This window comes from Brevibacterium epidermidis NBRC 14811 (assembly GCF_001570805.1).
GTDB classification, from domain to species: domain Bacteria; phylum Actinomycetota; class Actinomycetes; order Actinomycetales; family Brevibacteriaceae; genus Brevibacterium; species Brevibacterium epidermidis.
The window spans coordinates 326,924-341,489 of sequence record NZ_BCSJ01000003.1 but is presented as its reverse complement, the minus strand read 5'-3'; the positions used below and the strand labels follow the sequence as shown (position 1 = coordinate 341,489).

General features: G+C 66.0%; 11 protein-coding genes. 4 read left to right on the top strand and 7 right to left on the bottom strand.

Annotated elements, in window-relative coordinates; all coding sequences use genetic code 11:
• Window positions 1-82 precede the first annotated feature (82 nt).
• A complete protein-coding gene (locus tag BEP01S_RS03210) occupies window positions 83-1,264 on the bottom strand; it encodes a PucR family transcriptional regulator (protein ID WP_062240486.1) in 1,182 nt (393 codons plus the stop codon).
• A gap of 190 nt (window positions 1,265-1,454) precedes the next feature.
• Between BEP01S_RS03210 and BEP01S_RS03205 the strand changes: the two genes are divergently transcribed.
• The 3 genes from BEP01S_RS03205 to BEP01S_RS03195 all read left to right on the top strand — a co-directional run bounded on the left by BEP01S_RS03205 (window position 1,455) and on the right by BEP01S_RS03195 (window position 6,018).
• Window positions 1,455-2,786, top strand: a complete 1,332-nt coding sequence (locus tag BEP01S_RS03205; protein ID WP_062240484.1) for an MFS transporter — start codon at window positions 1,455-1,457, stop codon at window positions 2,784-2,786.
• An 88-nt stretch (window positions 2,787-2,874) separates the two neighbouring features.
• Entirely contained in the window at window positions 2,875-4,623 is a 1,749-nt protein-coding gene (locus tag BEP01S_RS03200) for a thiamine pyrophosphate-dependent enzyme (protein ID WP_062240483.1), read from the top strand.
• Window positions 4,624-4,752: 129 nt separating this feature from the next.
• Window positions 4,753-6,018 carry a M20 family metallo-hydrolase gene (locus BEP01S_RS03195; RefSeq protein ID WP_062240481.1) on the top strand — a complete coding sequence of 422 codons (1,266 nt, stop codon included), beginning with the start codon at window positions 4,753-4,755 and terminating at the stop codon, window positions 6,016-6,018.
• Window positions 6,019-6,027: 9 nt separating this feature from the next.
• Here BEP01S_RS03195 and BEP01S_RS03190 read toward each other — a convergent pair whose 3' ends face one another.
• The 3 genes from BEP01S_RS03190 to BEP01S_RS03180 form a co-directional block, all read right to left on the bottom strand.
• Window positions 6,028-6,621 (bottom strand): hypothetical protein, encoded by a 594-nt coding sequence (locus BEP01S_RS03190; RefSeq protein ID WP_062240480.1) that lies wholly within the window; start codon window positions 6,619-6,621, stop codon window positions 6,028-6,030.
• A 507-nt stretch (window positions 6,622-7,128) separates the two neighbouring features.
• Entirely contained in the window at window positions 7,129-7,719 is a 591-nt protein-coding gene (locus BEP01S_RS03185; RefSeq protein ID WP_062240478.1) for an NlpC/P60 family protein, read from the bottom strand.
• Between the two features lie 87 nt (window positions 7,720-7,806).
• The gene (locus BEP01S_RS03180) at window positions 7,807-8,397 is read right to left on the bottom strand and encodes a hypothetical protein (protein ID WP_062240476.1); all 591 of its coding nucleotides are present in this window, start codon (window positions 8,395-8,397) and stop codon (window positions 7,807-7,809) included.
• Between the two features lie 236 nt (window positions 8,398-8,633).
• On the opposite strand from BEP01S_RS03180, the gene BEP01S_RS03175 reads away from it, so the two are divergent.
• Window positions 8,634-9,494: an aminoglycoside adenylyltransferase domain-containing protein gene (locus tag BEP01S_RS03175; RefSeq protein ID WP_062240475.1), complete on the top strand. Its 861-nt coding sequence runs from the start codon at window positions 8,634-8,636 to the stop codon at window positions 9,492-9,494.
• Between the two features lie 78 nt (window positions 9,495-9,572).
• Here BEP01S_RS03175 and BEP01S_RS03170 read toward each other — a convergent pair whose 3' ends face one another.
• From BEP01S_RS03170 to selA, 3 genes are all read right to left on the bottom strand, one after another.
• The gene (locus BEP01S_RS03170; RefSeq protein WP_062240472.1) at window positions 9,573-10,949 is read right to left on the bottom strand and encodes an NAD-dependent succinate-semialdehyde dehydrogenase; all 1,377 of its coding nucleotides are present in this window, start codon (window positions 10,947-10,949) and stop codon (window positions 9,573-9,575) included.
• Between the two features lie 326 nt (window positions 10,950-11,275).
• Window positions 11,276-13,180: a selenocysteine-specific translation elongation factor gene (selB, locus tag BEP01S_RS03165; RefSeq protein WP_062240471.1), complete on the bottom strand. Its 1,905-nt coding sequence runs from the start codon at window positions 13,178-13,180 to the stop codon at window positions 11,276-11,278.
• Window positions 13,173-14,552 (bottom strand): L-seryl-tRNA(Sec) selenium transferase, encoded by a 1,380-nt coding sequence (selA, locus tag BEP01S_RS03160; protein ID WP_062240469.1) that lies wholly within the window; start codon window positions 14,550-14,552, stop codon window positions 13,173-13,175. Before selA ends, selB begins: the two co-directional genes overlap by 8 nt.
• Between the last annotated feature and the right edge of the window lie 14 nt (window positions 14,553-14,566).

Here is a 14,566-nt window from a genome sequence, read left to right as displayed (position 1 = left end):
ACGTGCAGATGCCCCACGCAAATGCTGCGCAAACACACTTTGAAGCAGTTGTTGCGCCGGAATCCGCAACCCGCCCGGCAGCTCACGCCCAACCGACGACGAGGCGGGCCGCCTCGGCGGGGATCATCGGATCGACTCCGGTGAGTTCAGCGAAACGGCGCAGACGATTGGCCACCGTATTGCGGTGACAGAACAGCTGACCGGCAGACGCACCGATGCTGCCCGAGGCCAGATAGGCGCGCACCGCTTCGACGAGGCGCTCCCGCTCAACCGGACCGCAGGCAGCGAGCGCCGACTCGACATCGACGAGGATCGGATTGCCGGCGGCGTTGAGCGACCGGGCCGCCAGCCGCGCCCATCCGCTGCGCCACGTCATCGCGGACGCCTCATCAACGGCGATGACGTCGGCGAGGTCGCGGGCCGTCAGCGCCGAACGCCGCAGGGTCCCGATCCCCTCGGCGCGCACATACCCCACCCTCGCCTCGGCGATCCTGGTGGCGAGCGCCGTCGACGGATGACCGGCACCGCCCGGCACCGGACTGAAAGCGATGAGAACCTCGCCGAGGTGGTGCGTGAACATGGTCCCGCCCGCGCGGACATGATCGGAGATGATCACCCGCAGGGCCCAGACATCGTCCCCGGTGGCGGCGACGACGAGCAGCGGTGAGTCCACATCGAGTCCGAGGCCGGTCGCGATCCTCGACAGACGCTCACTCGTCGGATCGGGGTCGTCGAAGAGGCTCGCGATGAGTCCGGCGTGCACCGAATCCTCTTCCGCGCGCATCCGGGTGCGCTCGGCGGTATAGGCCTGTTGGACCTGAGAGACGTATTCGTCGACGGTGGATAAGACGATGCCGGTGTGCCGGATGACGAGTTCCGCATCCTCCTGATTCGCCACACGGGTGAGCACCTCCCAGAGCACATTGAAATCGTGGCGGATCGCGGTCATCAGCGCCTCGAGCGGAATTCCAGCCCGTGCCCGGGAGACCCCGACCTCCGTCGACACCGCCACGGGGCCGTCGAACCCACCGGCGCGCAGTCCCTCGATGAGGGTGGAGAAGGAGAGCCGACCGGTCCGCCGCAGCTCCGAGACCGGAATCGGTGCGGGATCGTAGCCGGAGACCGTGACGACGCGGGTCATGAACCGCTCGGTCAGCTCGTCGAGATCGAGAGCGTCGAGGAGCTCGAGCCAGCGACGTTCGTCTCCGGGCTCCGGACGGTCCCGAAGCTGTCGTGTGCCCGCAATTCCAACCTGTTCATCCATCACACACTCCAGAATATGTGCATCTGCACAAGCACTGCCCACTTTTCGGCGACAAATGTGCCTGGATCAGGACATGTGGCACTCTGTAAGGTCGATACCTGCCGGTCGATCGCAACGATCGACCGATGCACCACCCGCACCCGGACTCGGCCGACCAGGCCCAGGTCCCCGGACTCGACGGAGAGAATCCATGAGCGAGCAGAACACCACGGCGTCCGCCGAGCTCAATGCCACAACGGAACTGAGCATCAAGGACGCGAACAAGGTCGCCGCCGGCGCCCTGATCGGCACCGCCCTCGAGTGGTACGACTTCTTCCTCTTCTCGGCAGCGGCCGCCCTGGTCTTCAACGTCCAGTACTTCACCAGCGAGAACGCCACGGCCGCCGCCATGGCCTCCTTCGCCACCTTCGGAGTCGGGCTGGCCGCTCGTCCCATCGGCGGTCTGATCTTCGGCCGCATGGGCGACAAGATCGGTCGGCGCAAGGTCCTGCTCATCACGATCATCGGCATCGGCATCGTCACCGGACTCATCGGCCTCCTGCCGACCTATGCTGCGATCGGCTTCGCCGCCCCCGCCCTGCTCGTGCTCCTGCGCATCCTCCAGGGTCTCTTCGTCGGCGGCGAATGGTCGGGCGCGATGACGCTCGTCGTCGAGAACGCCCCGCTCCACCTGCGTGCCCGTTATGCAGCGATCCCGCAGATCGGCTCCCCGATCGGCACGATCCTGTCCTCCGGCGGCTTCTTCATCATGACCCTGGTGTTCTCACAGGACAGCTTCGACTCGTTCGGCTGGAGGATCCCATTCCTCGTGGCCCTGCCGCTGCTCGTCGTCGCCGTCTACCTCCGCTCCCGCCTCGAAGAGTCCCCGGTCTTCCGTCAGCTCGAAGAGTCCGGCGAGGTCGAGAAGAGCCCCATCCGCACCACCTTCCGTGACTCGTGGAAGCAGATCATCATCGGCATGGCCGCGGCCCTGCTCGGCGTCGGCGGCTTCTACCTCGTCACCGCATTCTGCGTCTGGTACGGCGTCAACGTCCTCGGCTACGACGATTCGCTCCTCCTGCTCGGCAGCATGGTCGCCGCCGCCGTCGAAATCCTCGCCCTCCTCTGGGGCGGTGCCCTGGGCACGAAGTACGGAGCCTCGAAGGTCATCCTCTGGGGCGGAGTCGCCTCGGCGATCGTCGCGGTTCCCGCGTTCTTCATGTTCGAGTCCGGCAACCCGGTCCTCGTCGTCATCGCCATGACCCTGGCCGTGTCCACCCTGTCCCTGCCCTACGCGGCCTCGGGCACCGTGCTCACCGGGCTGTTCCCCGCCACCACCCGCTACACGGGTGTCGGCATGGCGCAGAACGCCGCAGGCATGCTCTCCGGGTTCATTCCGCTGCTGGCCACGAGCTTCGTCGCCTCCACCGGCGACCACTGGTGGCCGGCCGCCGCGATGCTCGTCTTCCTCTCCCTGTTCACGGCGTTCGCCGGCTTTGTCGCTCCGCGCATGAGCGTCGACCTGCCCGGCTTCAAACACTGAGACTCGCACAGCGCTGAGAACCCAGCGCTGAACCGGGCCGGGAGCCCCGGACCTCACACCGTTCGATCCTCGAAAGGACACCCCCACCATGTCGCGTTCCGCCGGCCACCTCATCGTCGACACTCTGGAGAGCGCGGGCATCGAACGCGTCTACGCGGTCCCCGGCGAGTCCTACCTCGACGTCCTCGACGGACTGTATGATGCGAAGATCGAGACCGTCGTGTGCCGGCAGGAGGGCGGTGCCGGGTTCATGGCGCTGGCCGAATCCCGGCTGACCGGCCGTCCCGGAATCGCCATGGTCACCCGCGGTCCAGGGGCGGCGAATGCGATGATCTCTGTCCACACCGCCTGGCAGGACGCGACCGCGCTCGTCCTCTTCGTCGGCCTCGTCCCGCTCAACGATCGCTCCCGCGAATCCTTCCAGGAGTTCAGCCTTCCCGAGTGGTTCTCCTCGACGGCGAAGCGCGTGCTCACCATCGATGATGAGGACCGTGCCGGTGAGATCACCGCCGATGCCCTGCGCATCGCCGCATCCGGTCGCCCCGGCCCCGTCGTCGTCGGCCTGCCCGAGGATGTCCTCGTCCGTCTCACCGAGGCCCCCACTCCGATCCTCCCCGAGGTGGCCCCACCGACCCCTGCCCCCGCCGTCATCGATGGCTTGGCTTCCCGGATCGCGGCGGCGAAGCGTCCCGCATTCGTCCTCGGCGGGGATGGGTGGCACAACGGCTGCGGAGCCGAGCTGGCCGGTCTGGCCGCCTCGGCAGGGGTGCCGATCTTCTGCGATTGGCGCGCCTACGATGCGATTCCGCATTCCTCGCCGGCGTGGGCGGGGTGGCTCGGCTACGGTCGCGCCGATGCGGTGGCGGCCGGATTCGCCGCGGCGGACCTCATCGTCTTCGTCGGCTGCACCCGCTCCGATGTCTTAAGCGACGGGTACACGATCGGCTTCGACGCCGAGACCGTGCTCGTCTCCCTCGACATGGAGGCCGCCCAGCACGCAGGGCGCATCGACGAGCACATCATCGCCTCCCCGGACTCCTTCACTCGAGCCTTGACCAGGACCGAAGCCGGCGCGGCTCGGGATGCGAGCCAGCTGCGCGGAACCCGAACGGACGAGTGGATGCAGGGGCGAGCGGACGTGCAGTTCCGGTTCGCCGCTCATCGCCCCGACGCCGAGGCGGCACCGGAGAACGCGGACCGTGCCGGGGTCGATCTCGGGGTGGCGTTCGGGATTCTCGATGACCGCCTCGGCGGGGATGCGATCCTCACCTATGGGGCGGGCAATGCCACGATCTGGGGGCACCGGTTCATCCGGCATGAACGTCCGGCCAGTCTCGTCGGAGCCCGCAACGGGGCGATGGGTCTCGCCGTTCCCGCGGCAGTCGCGGCTTCTCTGGCGTACCCGGAGCGGCGCGCGGTCGCGATCTGCGGCGATGGGGACTTCCTCATGAACGGCCAGGAGATCGCCACGGCCTTCGCCCACAGCGGATCACCGCTGATCATCGTCATCGACAACGGCGTGTACGGCACGATCGTGTCTCACCAGGAGAATCACTATCCAGGGCGGCCCTCGGGCACGCGGATGGTCAACCCGAACTTCGCCGCGTGGATGTCGGCATTCGATCTCAGCAGCTCCGGGGCCGCCTCGGCGGGCGATGCGTCCTCGACCGGCACCGGCTCGTCCAAGTCCGGGCTGACCGGGCACGGGGAGCGCGTCGAAACGACGGAGGAATTCGGGCCGGCGCTCGACAGAGCGCTTGCCCACGACGGGCCCGCGCTCATCCATGTGCTCATCGATCCGGCGACGATGCCACCCGCCGCCGACGAAACCTCCTGATCCCTGTGCGGCGATCACCCGTCTCGGGAGGTCGCCGCACCTCATCGACACCAGCACTGCCGGCGCCGCACCCCTCCCCCTCACAGTCGCGGACCACCCGCCCGCGACACCGTCTCGAAAGGACCCGCTATGACCGTTTCACCCTCTCTGATCAGCGCCGATCGCGAAGCCGAGTTCCTCGCCGATTGGGCCGTGCATTCGCGTTTCGGAGCCGTCGAGGGCACGAACGGGGTCGACCGACAGGCGGCGAGCGCCGCCGATGGTCAGCAGCGGAAATGGTTCGAAGACCTGCTGGTCAAGCACGGTTTCACCGTCCACCGGGACGCGATCGGCAACCAGTTCGGGCTCCTCGAGCTCGTTCCCGGCGCCCCGTACGTGCTCACGGGTTCGCATATGGATTCCCAGCCGACGGCCGGGCGCTTCGACGGCGCCTATGGGGTGATGTCCTCGGCACATGCGTGCTTCGCCGTCGCCGATGAGCTGCGGGCGGACCCGTCGAAGGCGAAGTTCAACCTCGCCGTGGTCAATTGGTTCAACGAGGAGGGATCCCGGTTCAAGCCGTCGATGATGGGGTCCAATGTCTTCACCGGCAAGGCCGAGCTCGAAGCGGCCCTGACCACCCGTGATGCTGCCGGGACCACCGTCGCCGAGGCGCTCGATGCGATCGGTGAGCGCGGGGACTTCACCGTTCCCGAGATCGCCTCGTATGCGGAGATCCATGTCCAGCAGGGTCGGAGCATGGAAGAGGACGGGGTGACGATCGGCCTGGTCAACGCCACGTGGGCGGCCCACAAGTACGAGTTCAAGGTCACCGGTGCTCAAGCGCACAGCGGGTCGACTCTCATGGCCGATCGGCAGGATGCTCTGCTCGGTGCGGCGCGTCTGGTCGTGGCTGCACGTGAACTCGTCGACGACTTCGAGCCTGGTGCTCTGCACACCGCATGCGGGCAGCTCACGGTGTACCCGAATTCTCCGGTCGTCGTCGCCAGCGAGGTCAGCCTGCTGCTCGATCTGCGCTCCCCCAGCGCCGAGGTGATCGCCTCCGCCCATGAGAAGCTCATGTCCACGATCGCCCAGGTCAGCGAGGACGACCGGGTGGAGATCGAGATCGTCGCCGAACACAGCTGGGATCAGAACCCGTACTCCGAGGACGGGGTCGAGCTGGCACGGTCGGCTGCGAATGATCTGGGACTCACCTCGGCGAAGGTGATGACCGTGGCCGGACATGATTCGACGAATATGAAGGACGAGGTGCCCACCGTCATGCTCTTCATTCCCAGCGTCGACGGGGTCTCGCACAGCCTGCAGGAATTCACGAAGGACGAAGATCTCGTCTCGGGTCTCCATCACCTCACCGAGGTGGTTCGCCGGCTCGCCGCCGGCGCCCTGGCCTGACGGTCGGAGTCAGTCGATGGCGTCGACGTCCTGGTTGTCGTCGACGAGCTTCTCGGCCAGCGGCTCCCACTTGTCGTAGGCGTCGGGGTAGCCCGAATGCTGCACTTCCTGTGCGGCGTCACCGGGGTCGATGCTCTCCCAGTTGTCGATCTGGGTCAGCCCTGGATTGTCGGTTCCGGAGTCGACTCCGTAGAAGGCTTTCGATGCGTACACGGTGTCAGTGACTTCGTCGACCGATCCCCAGTTCATCGAGGGACGCTGCTGGAAGGCACCGGCTGAATCTCGGTCTCCGCCGTCGAGGTCGTTGAGGCTGGATTCCTGCAGTGCGGTCATCACTGCGATCTTCTGCGCCTGTTCGGAGAGATCCGCGCCCTTGCCGACGCCGATGATCGTGCGCGCATTGTCGATCTGCTCCTCGCTCAGCTCATCGGGGTCGTCGATTCCTCCGGTCGAGCCGGCGTCGGACTGGGCTGCTTCACCCTCCTGGCTGACGCCTCCGGAGATCGGGCCGGCCGCAGCCGAGGTCGCCGTTGCCATGGTGACTCCCCCGGCGAGGACGGCGGCGGACAGTGCAGTCACCGCAAGAGTGCGCGCACGTTTCATCTGTTCTCACTTTCTCTTGATCGGGTCATCGACCCGGTCGGCGATTCCTGGTGCGCGGCACACGTCGTTTGTTCTGCGGCATTTGGTCTGTGGTCGGCACAGAAACACCAAAGCAGAAGGTGCCGTGGAATCGCCCCACACAACACTGACGGACCGATCGGCGCTGTTCAATGCAGAGAGACTTCGAGGTGACTTACTCTCATCGCAACGAATCGTCACGGATCCGTGTGCATGCGATCAGAATTCGCTGAACGCCATGCGGTCACCAGCGGCGCTCTCACCTTCCCGTGATCGGGGTCTCGATCGGCTCGTCGGGCCGTTTGCAGGCCGGGGCCAGGGAAACTTCAGGAGCCGGACGTGACCTGGGCCTCATCGATCCCGTCCCTCCGGTCTGACATCCTCGGCGCAGGCATCGTCGCCGCGCCCCTGAGTGGGACGCGGCGACGAATCGGTGCTCGAGCGCGGAACGCTGCCCGCTGTTCAATGCCTGATCACGAACCGATCAGATCACAGACCGTTCAGACGGTAGGGGACGAAGCTGTCGTCCTGGTCATAGGGGTAGGAGACTTCGTGGGCGACCGAGCCGAGCGAACCGTTCTCCTCGAGGGCGTGGTAGGCGGTCTTGTCGTCATTGGCCCAGCCGTTGAAGATGACCACATGGCCGTTGGCGCCCTCGGTGCCGGGGCCGCCCTTCATCAGGACGTCGCCGGGCTTCAGTTCGTCCTTGTCGATCTTGTGGGAGACATCGGGCAGAGTCACGGTGTTGAGGCTGTCATCGAGTCCCCAGGCCATCGAAACGAAACCCGAGCAGTCCATCCGGTACTGCTTGCCCTGTGGATCCGGATGGGTGGCGTCCCAGTTGTAGGGCACTCCCTGGTCGACCCAGGTCTGGGCGCGACTGATGATCTCGTCGCGGCGGTCATCTGACTGCGCCGAGGCGGTTCTGCCGGATTCTGCCTGTGCAGCCGAGGACTGTGCAGTGGAGGACTGAGCGGCGGGTGTCTGGTCGGCCTGTGCCGGTGCGGTGGTCATCATGGTTCCTCCGGCGAGGATTCCCGCGGTGAGAACGGTGGTCGTGAGTGTGCGCGAAATTGTCATCTTCTCTCCTGATGCTTCTCGTATGTGCACTTGTGACGTCGGAACATTCGGTTTCGGGGCACGGCCGGAGTACGGCTTTGGGGCGTATCAGCTGATCGGGTCGACGTCCTGGTTGCCCTCGACGAGCTCGGTCGCCAGGGGCTCCCACTTGTCGTATTCGTCGGGGAACGCGGAACCCTGCACTGCCTGTGCGGCGGCTCCCGGGGACAGCGTCTCCCACCCCGGGACCTGGATGAGGCCGCGGTTCGCGCCCTCGGGGTTGACTCCGTAGAACGACTTCGACGAGTAGATCGGGTCGGTCACCTGAGCCAGAGTGCCCCACCCCATGGAGGGACGCTGTTGGAACAGACCGGCGGAGTCGCGGTCACCCCCGTCGACGTTGATGAGACTCGACTCCTGCAGGGCCGTCATCACGGCGATCTTCTGCGCCTGTGTCGACAGTTCTGCACCCTTGCCGACAGCGATGATCGTGCGAGCATTGTCGATCTGCTCCTGAGTGAGCTGCGTGGCGTCCTGGGTGCTCGGGACCTTGCCGCCGTCGAGGGCCTTGCTGGTGAACGGAGCGGCCTCCTTGGAGACGGGGGCTGGCTCTGCAGACGAAGCGGTCGCCATGGAGACACCGCCGGCGATAACAGCCGCGGAAAGGGCTGTCACCGCGAACTTGCGTACGAGTTTCATCAGTTCCCACTTTCCAGTTGTATCGGGCGTCGGGTCCTCTCGGCTTCCTCCCACCGAGTTCAACGTGACCCTGATCTCGTGCCCGCAATCCAGGCTGTCGGATCGGAAGAGCGTGCTCAACAAACAGACCGTCAATGGAGAGGCAATGGGATTTCAACTCGCTTTGAACTGCAGGTTTCCCTGTCCTCAGCGTTCCCTGAACGGATACCGGATGGAGCCGGGGCTACGCTGTTTCCATGACCGCAAAGTTGCCAGTCGACGCCGCGCAGGCCATCAGGTCCTACCTGCGTATTGCCGATCGGATCCTGCCCGGCGGCATCATCGCCTGCGGGGTTACCGGGTCCATCGCGCTTGGCGCTTATCGTCCCGGGCGCAGCGACATCGACCTCGTCGCGGTCATCGCCGAGGATTGGCGCACGCGGCCGGATCTCATCCGGAGACTGCGCCTGCTTCACCTCTCACAGGCACCCCGTCTGACGGTGGGAGCAGTGCGCGGGCGAGGAGTGAGTGCGTGCTGCAATACCGTCTTCATCGCCGAGTCCGAGGTCAGTCGCCCCGTCACCGAGATCCGTCCGATCGCCTCCCATACGGGTGAGATCTTCGATGCGCACGGCGCGTTCGACGTCAATCCAGTGATCTGGAAGGAGCTCGTCGACGGCGGCATCACGGTGCGGGGACGACCGATCGCTGCATGGGATCTCGATGCGCAGCCGGAGGCTCTTCAACCGTGGATCCGCACGAATCTGCGGGAGTATTGGATCCCGCTGGCAACGCAGCTGCACGAGCGTCCGCCGCAAGATCCGAAGGCTGTGCTGCGGCGACTGCTGACGTCCCCGAGGGGGCTGACCGCGAGCACCGTCGAGTGGTGTGTGCTCGGTCCCGCGCGCATGCATCACACGCTCAGTACCGGGGAGATCATCGGCAAGGACGAAGCCGGACGTCACGTGTTGAACGCGTTTCCGCAGCATGCCCCCATCACCGAGGTGGCCTTGGCCAAGGTGCGCGGCGCGCGGATCCCGTCCGCACCGTCACGTGAGCAGTGGCGAGGACTGACTGCCTCGGCGATGGAGGACATGATCACCGCATCACTCAGCTGACCGACGACCGCAGTGGGTTGAGCGGCCGCCGGGAGCTCGACGACGGTTGCGGTGGTCTTGGGGTGAGCCGATCTGCCCTTATTTCGCGATGAAGTGGAGGCGCTTATTCACGAACTCGCCCATCCCGATCGGACCCATCTCACGACCGAAACCAGACCGCTTCACCCCACCGAAGGGCAACTCAGCCGCCTCAGCAGCAATCGTGTTCACATGCGTCATCCCCACCTCAAGACGAGACGCCACACGATCAGCACGGCCCTCATCAGACGAGAACACCGATCCACCCAAACCAAGGGCACAATCATTCGCCAACTCGAGCGCTTCCTCATCGCTGGACACTTTGAACACAGTCGCCACCGGTCCGAAGAGCTCCTCACCATACGACTCCGAGCCTCGGGGCACATCGACGAGCACCGTCGGCGCATAATAAGCCGCCGGGCCCTCACCCAACTCACCACCGATGAGCACACGAGCACCTTCAGCAACGGCCTTCTTCACCTGCGCATCAAGGGTTTCGGCAGCGGCACGACTCGACAACGGCACATACTCACCCTCACCCAGATTCAGCGGATCCCCCGGCGTCAACCCGGTCCCCAACTTCACGAGCTCGGCAACGAAGTCGTCATAGATGTCATCCATAACGATGAGGCGCTTATTCGAGTTGCACACCTGACCGGCGTTATACGTCCGAAACTCCCACGCCTCACGCGCGACCGCCGCCACATCGTCGGCATCGAGGACGACCATCGGATCGATGCCACCAAGCTCGAGCACAGCTTTCTTCAGGTTCTGTCCGGCCTGGGCACCGATGATCGCACCCGCCCGCTCCGACCCGGTCAACGACACTCCCTGAACCCGGGAGTCAGCGATCATCGCAGCGATCTGATCATGGTTGGCAAACAAGTGGCTATATCCGCCGGCAGGGACACCGGCGGCGAGGAAGATCTCCTCGATCAACAGCGCCGACCGTCCACAGATATCGGCATGTTTGAGCATGATCGTATTGCCCAACACCAGATTCGGGGCAGCGAACCGGGCCACCTGGTAGTAAGGGAAGTTCCACGGCATCACACCCAACAGAGCACCGACCGGCAGAGACTCGATGCGTGCGATACCGGGGATGGTCGACGGGATCTGGTAATCCGTGACCAGACTGGGCCCGTGGACGCCGTAGTAGTCGATGATGTCGGCAGCGAACTCGACCTCGTCAACAGACTCGGCATACGACTTGCCCATCTCCACCGAGATCGTTCTGGCAAGTTCGTCCTTGCGCTCATGGAAGATCTCCGCAGCCCTGCGCACAACCGACGCCCGCTCCTGAATATCGGTGTCCTTCCACGTCAGGTACGTGGAGTGGGCGGCAGTCACGGTGGTTTCGATCTCGGCATTCGTTGCCTCGGGGAAGGTCTCGACGACCTCGCCCGTGGCGGGATTCTGAACACGATAGTTCGACATGGTTGCTCCTTCGGAAGTCTCGGGTCGGAATCGCATCTGCGCGACCGGAGACGGTCAATGGTGAGAATTTCTGGTGGACGGTCAGTGCTGCGATCAGGGCAGCGCGCCCGGATATGGGGATCATGAGGCGATGAATGGCGTCGCTGCGGCCCCATCACCGCAGTCAGTTATCACCCATACCATCGACGAAAGCGCCCGAATCGGCGCGAACGATCATTCCGACTTGATCGTAATACAGGTCACTGAGTTTCGCCGAGGCGGCCGCCCACCGACCCGGCGATCGGTTCGTCGTCGTGGCCGCACATCCGATAATGCCGCGAGGGTCCTCAGCGCACGACTTCGCGGTGTGTGGTGTCGAGTCGGCGCGTCCAGCCCCGGCCGTCGAGATGTTCGAGGAGAGGGATGACGACGCGTCGGGTCGTCCCCAGCGCCTGCCTCGCCTGGCTCGTGGTGAAGGGCTGGGCGAGACCGGCGAGGATCCGCATCGCCTGCGCGGGAGTGCGCGGAGACACGATGATTCCGTCGCCGAGGCGCAGGATCCGTCCCGCCTTCTCGGCGACCGCAAGCTCCCGCGCTCCGAGACCGAGTTCGCGCAGGTCGTCGGCTTCCGGTGCCGCGAACGGGTCGGCTGCAAGTCGGCGCTCGATCTCGGCGATCCCGGCTTCTGCGGCACCGAGTCCCGAGGTATGCCCGGGCGGGCGGACCATTCCGTCGACGGCTTCGAGCCCGGCGCGGGAGATGATCTGGTTGAGCAGTGCGCGAATCGCGCCGCCGGAGCCTTCGGGCAGAGGCAGAGCCGGTTGGATTTTCGCCTTCGCCGGGGAGTCGCGTTTCGATTCGGCGCCGCGTCTGCGACCTGAATCCGGAGTTCGCTGAAGTGCCTCTGCGACGGCTTTGACGGGCACTCCCGCGGCCATCGGCGAGGCGGCGAGTTCACGGCTGACCAGTGATTTCGCCGACTCGACCCAGGCTGTCAGCGCCGGCGCGTGGACGATCCAGCCGCCCACCTCCTCTACCTCGGCCGGCAGGGAGCCGGCTTCGGGCACTTGGAGTCCGAACCGGGTGAGGACAGAGCGTTCGACGGCTCCTCGGCGGGACGCCTCGGCGAGGATGTCGCCTTCGATGGGACGCTCGGCGAGCTCCCGAGCCAGCCTGGCACCGTCGCCGCGCCGGGTCAGTTCGGGCGGGTCGACGTCGAGGACGAGGAGACCCGCGAATACGTTGCGGCTGCCCGGGGCGCGCAGCACGATCCGGTCGCTGACCTGCACAGGAAGTGGTCGGTCGAGGGTGAGCCGGGCGTGATCGGCGTCGAAGGATCGCAGCCTGGCAGGCACGGCGGCGGTGCCGATATGGGCCATGAGTTCGTGGATGCCGGAATCGAGTGGCTCGCCCATGGTGCGGCGCACGTCGATCGTGTCGATGATCGTCCAAGCTCCGGCAGTGAGCAAGGCGTCGCCGCGGTGGAGGTCGTCGGCGGGAACGTCGCGGAGGTTGACGGCCACGCGAGCCTGTGGGGCCACCTCGTTGGTGGTGGAATTCCGGGATTGCAGACCCCGCACACCCACGGTCCGGTCGATGGTCTCACCGCGCAGTTCGACGGTATCGCCGGTGGTCAGGGTGCCTGCGGTGAGGGTTCCGGTGACGACGGTGCCGGCGCCCCTAATCGTGAACGCGCGGTCGACCCACAGGCGAACCCTCCCCGAGGCGGCCGGGGACTTGGCCGTGGCCGTGACCTCGTCGAGAACGCTGATGAGTTCGGGCAGGCCTTCTCCGGTCGTGGCCGAGACCGTGACGATCGGCGCAGCTTCGAGCGTTGTTCCACGCAGCTGCGCGCTGACCTGGGCTTTTGTAGTGTCGACGGAGTCGGGGGCGAGGTCGGCGCGGGTGATGACGACGAGGCCGTGGGTGATGCCGAGGGCATTGATCGCGTCGCGGTGGTCACTCGATTGGGCTTGCCAGCCTTTGTCGGCGGCGATGACGAAGCAGGCGATGGGGGCCGGGCCGAGCCCGGCGAGCATGTTCGAGAGGAATTTTTCGTGCCCCGGAACGTCGACGAAGGCGAGTTCGCGCCCCGAGGGCAGGGTCGTCCAGGCGAAACCGAGGTCGATGGTCAGCCCGCGCTTCTTCTCTTCGGCCCACCGGTCGGGTTCCATCCCGGTGAGGGCGTTGACCAGGGTCGACTTCCCGTGATCGACGTGTCCGGCGGTGGCGATGACGAAAGTGTCAGGCATTGTCAGCACGGACTCGCTTGATGGCGGTAGCGATGCGGTTGTCTTCGCTATCGGGTACGCAACGCAGGTCGACCAAGCATCGTCCCCGGTGGACTCGGGCGACGATCGCAGGATCGCCGCGGCGCAGCGGCGCGGCACAGGCTTCGGGAAGTTCGACTGCCCAGCCGGGCAGGGGCACGCCGGGAGCTCCCCCTCCGCCGACTCGTCCGTCGTGTTCGACGATCGTGGCACCGACCGCCTCGGCGAGGGTTTCGGTGCGTTCGCGCAGACGGTCCGGGTCGATGTGGAGGGCGTCGTGGATCGGGTTCGCCGTGTGCGTGATCGTGGCTTCGAGTGCGGCGAGGGTGAGTTTGTCCGTGCGCAGCGCTCTGGCCAGGGGGTGTTTGGCCAGTGTCTGCACTGCTTCGGTGCGGCCGAGGATGAGGCCGGCCTGCGGGCCGCCGAGGAGTTTGTCGCCGGAGACGATGACGAGGTCGGCGCCGGCGCGCAGGGCGGTGTCGATGTCGGGTTCGTCGGGCAGAGCCGGGTCGGGGGTGAAGAGTCCGGAGCCAAGGTCGACTAGGAGCGGCAGCTCGTGTTCGTCGGCGAGTGTGCAAAGTTCGGCGACCTCGACGGAGGAGGTGAATCCTTCGACGCGGAAGTTGCTCGTATGCACCTTGAGCAGGCAGGACGTGTCGTCGTTGATGGCCTCGGCGTAGTCGGCCAGGTGGGTGCGGTTCGTCGTGCCGACCTCGCGCAGCCTGGCGCCGGTCGTCGTCATGAGGTCGGTGAGGCGGAATCCGGCGCCGATTTCGATGAGTTCGCCGCGGCTGATGATGATCTCGCCGGGCTCGGCGGTGGGGGATGCTGATTTCCGCACAGGATCGATATTCGCCGAGGCCGCGGTGCCGGAACTGCCGCGGCCGCGCAGTGCAGTGACAGCCAGCAGCAGGGCGGCGGCTCCGTTGTTGACGACAAGGGCGTCCTCGGCCGCCGGGCAGGCCCGCAGCAGGGCGGCTTTCGCTCCGGTCCCCCGCTTGCTGCGTTTGCCGGTGCCGAGGTCCATTTCGACGTCGACGTAGCCGGCCGCCTCGGTGATGGCCTGTGTCGCCGCAGGTGAGAGCGGTGCCCGGCCGAGGTTCGTGTGGACGAGGATGCCGGTGGCGTTGAGCACCGGGGTCAGGGAGGAGGCCGAACGGGAAGCGAGCGAGGAGACAATGGTGGGGGCCACCTCAGCGACAGGGATCTCACCGGCTCGGGCCGCGGTCTGCACCTCGGAGATGATCGCCTTGATGGTCGCCTGGTTGAGGCGCTCACCTGCGGCGATGACCTCGGGCAGGGCGAGGAGATGATCCGTGCGCGGAATGGACCGGCGCGGGTCGGACTCGACCATCTGACCTCCTCCTC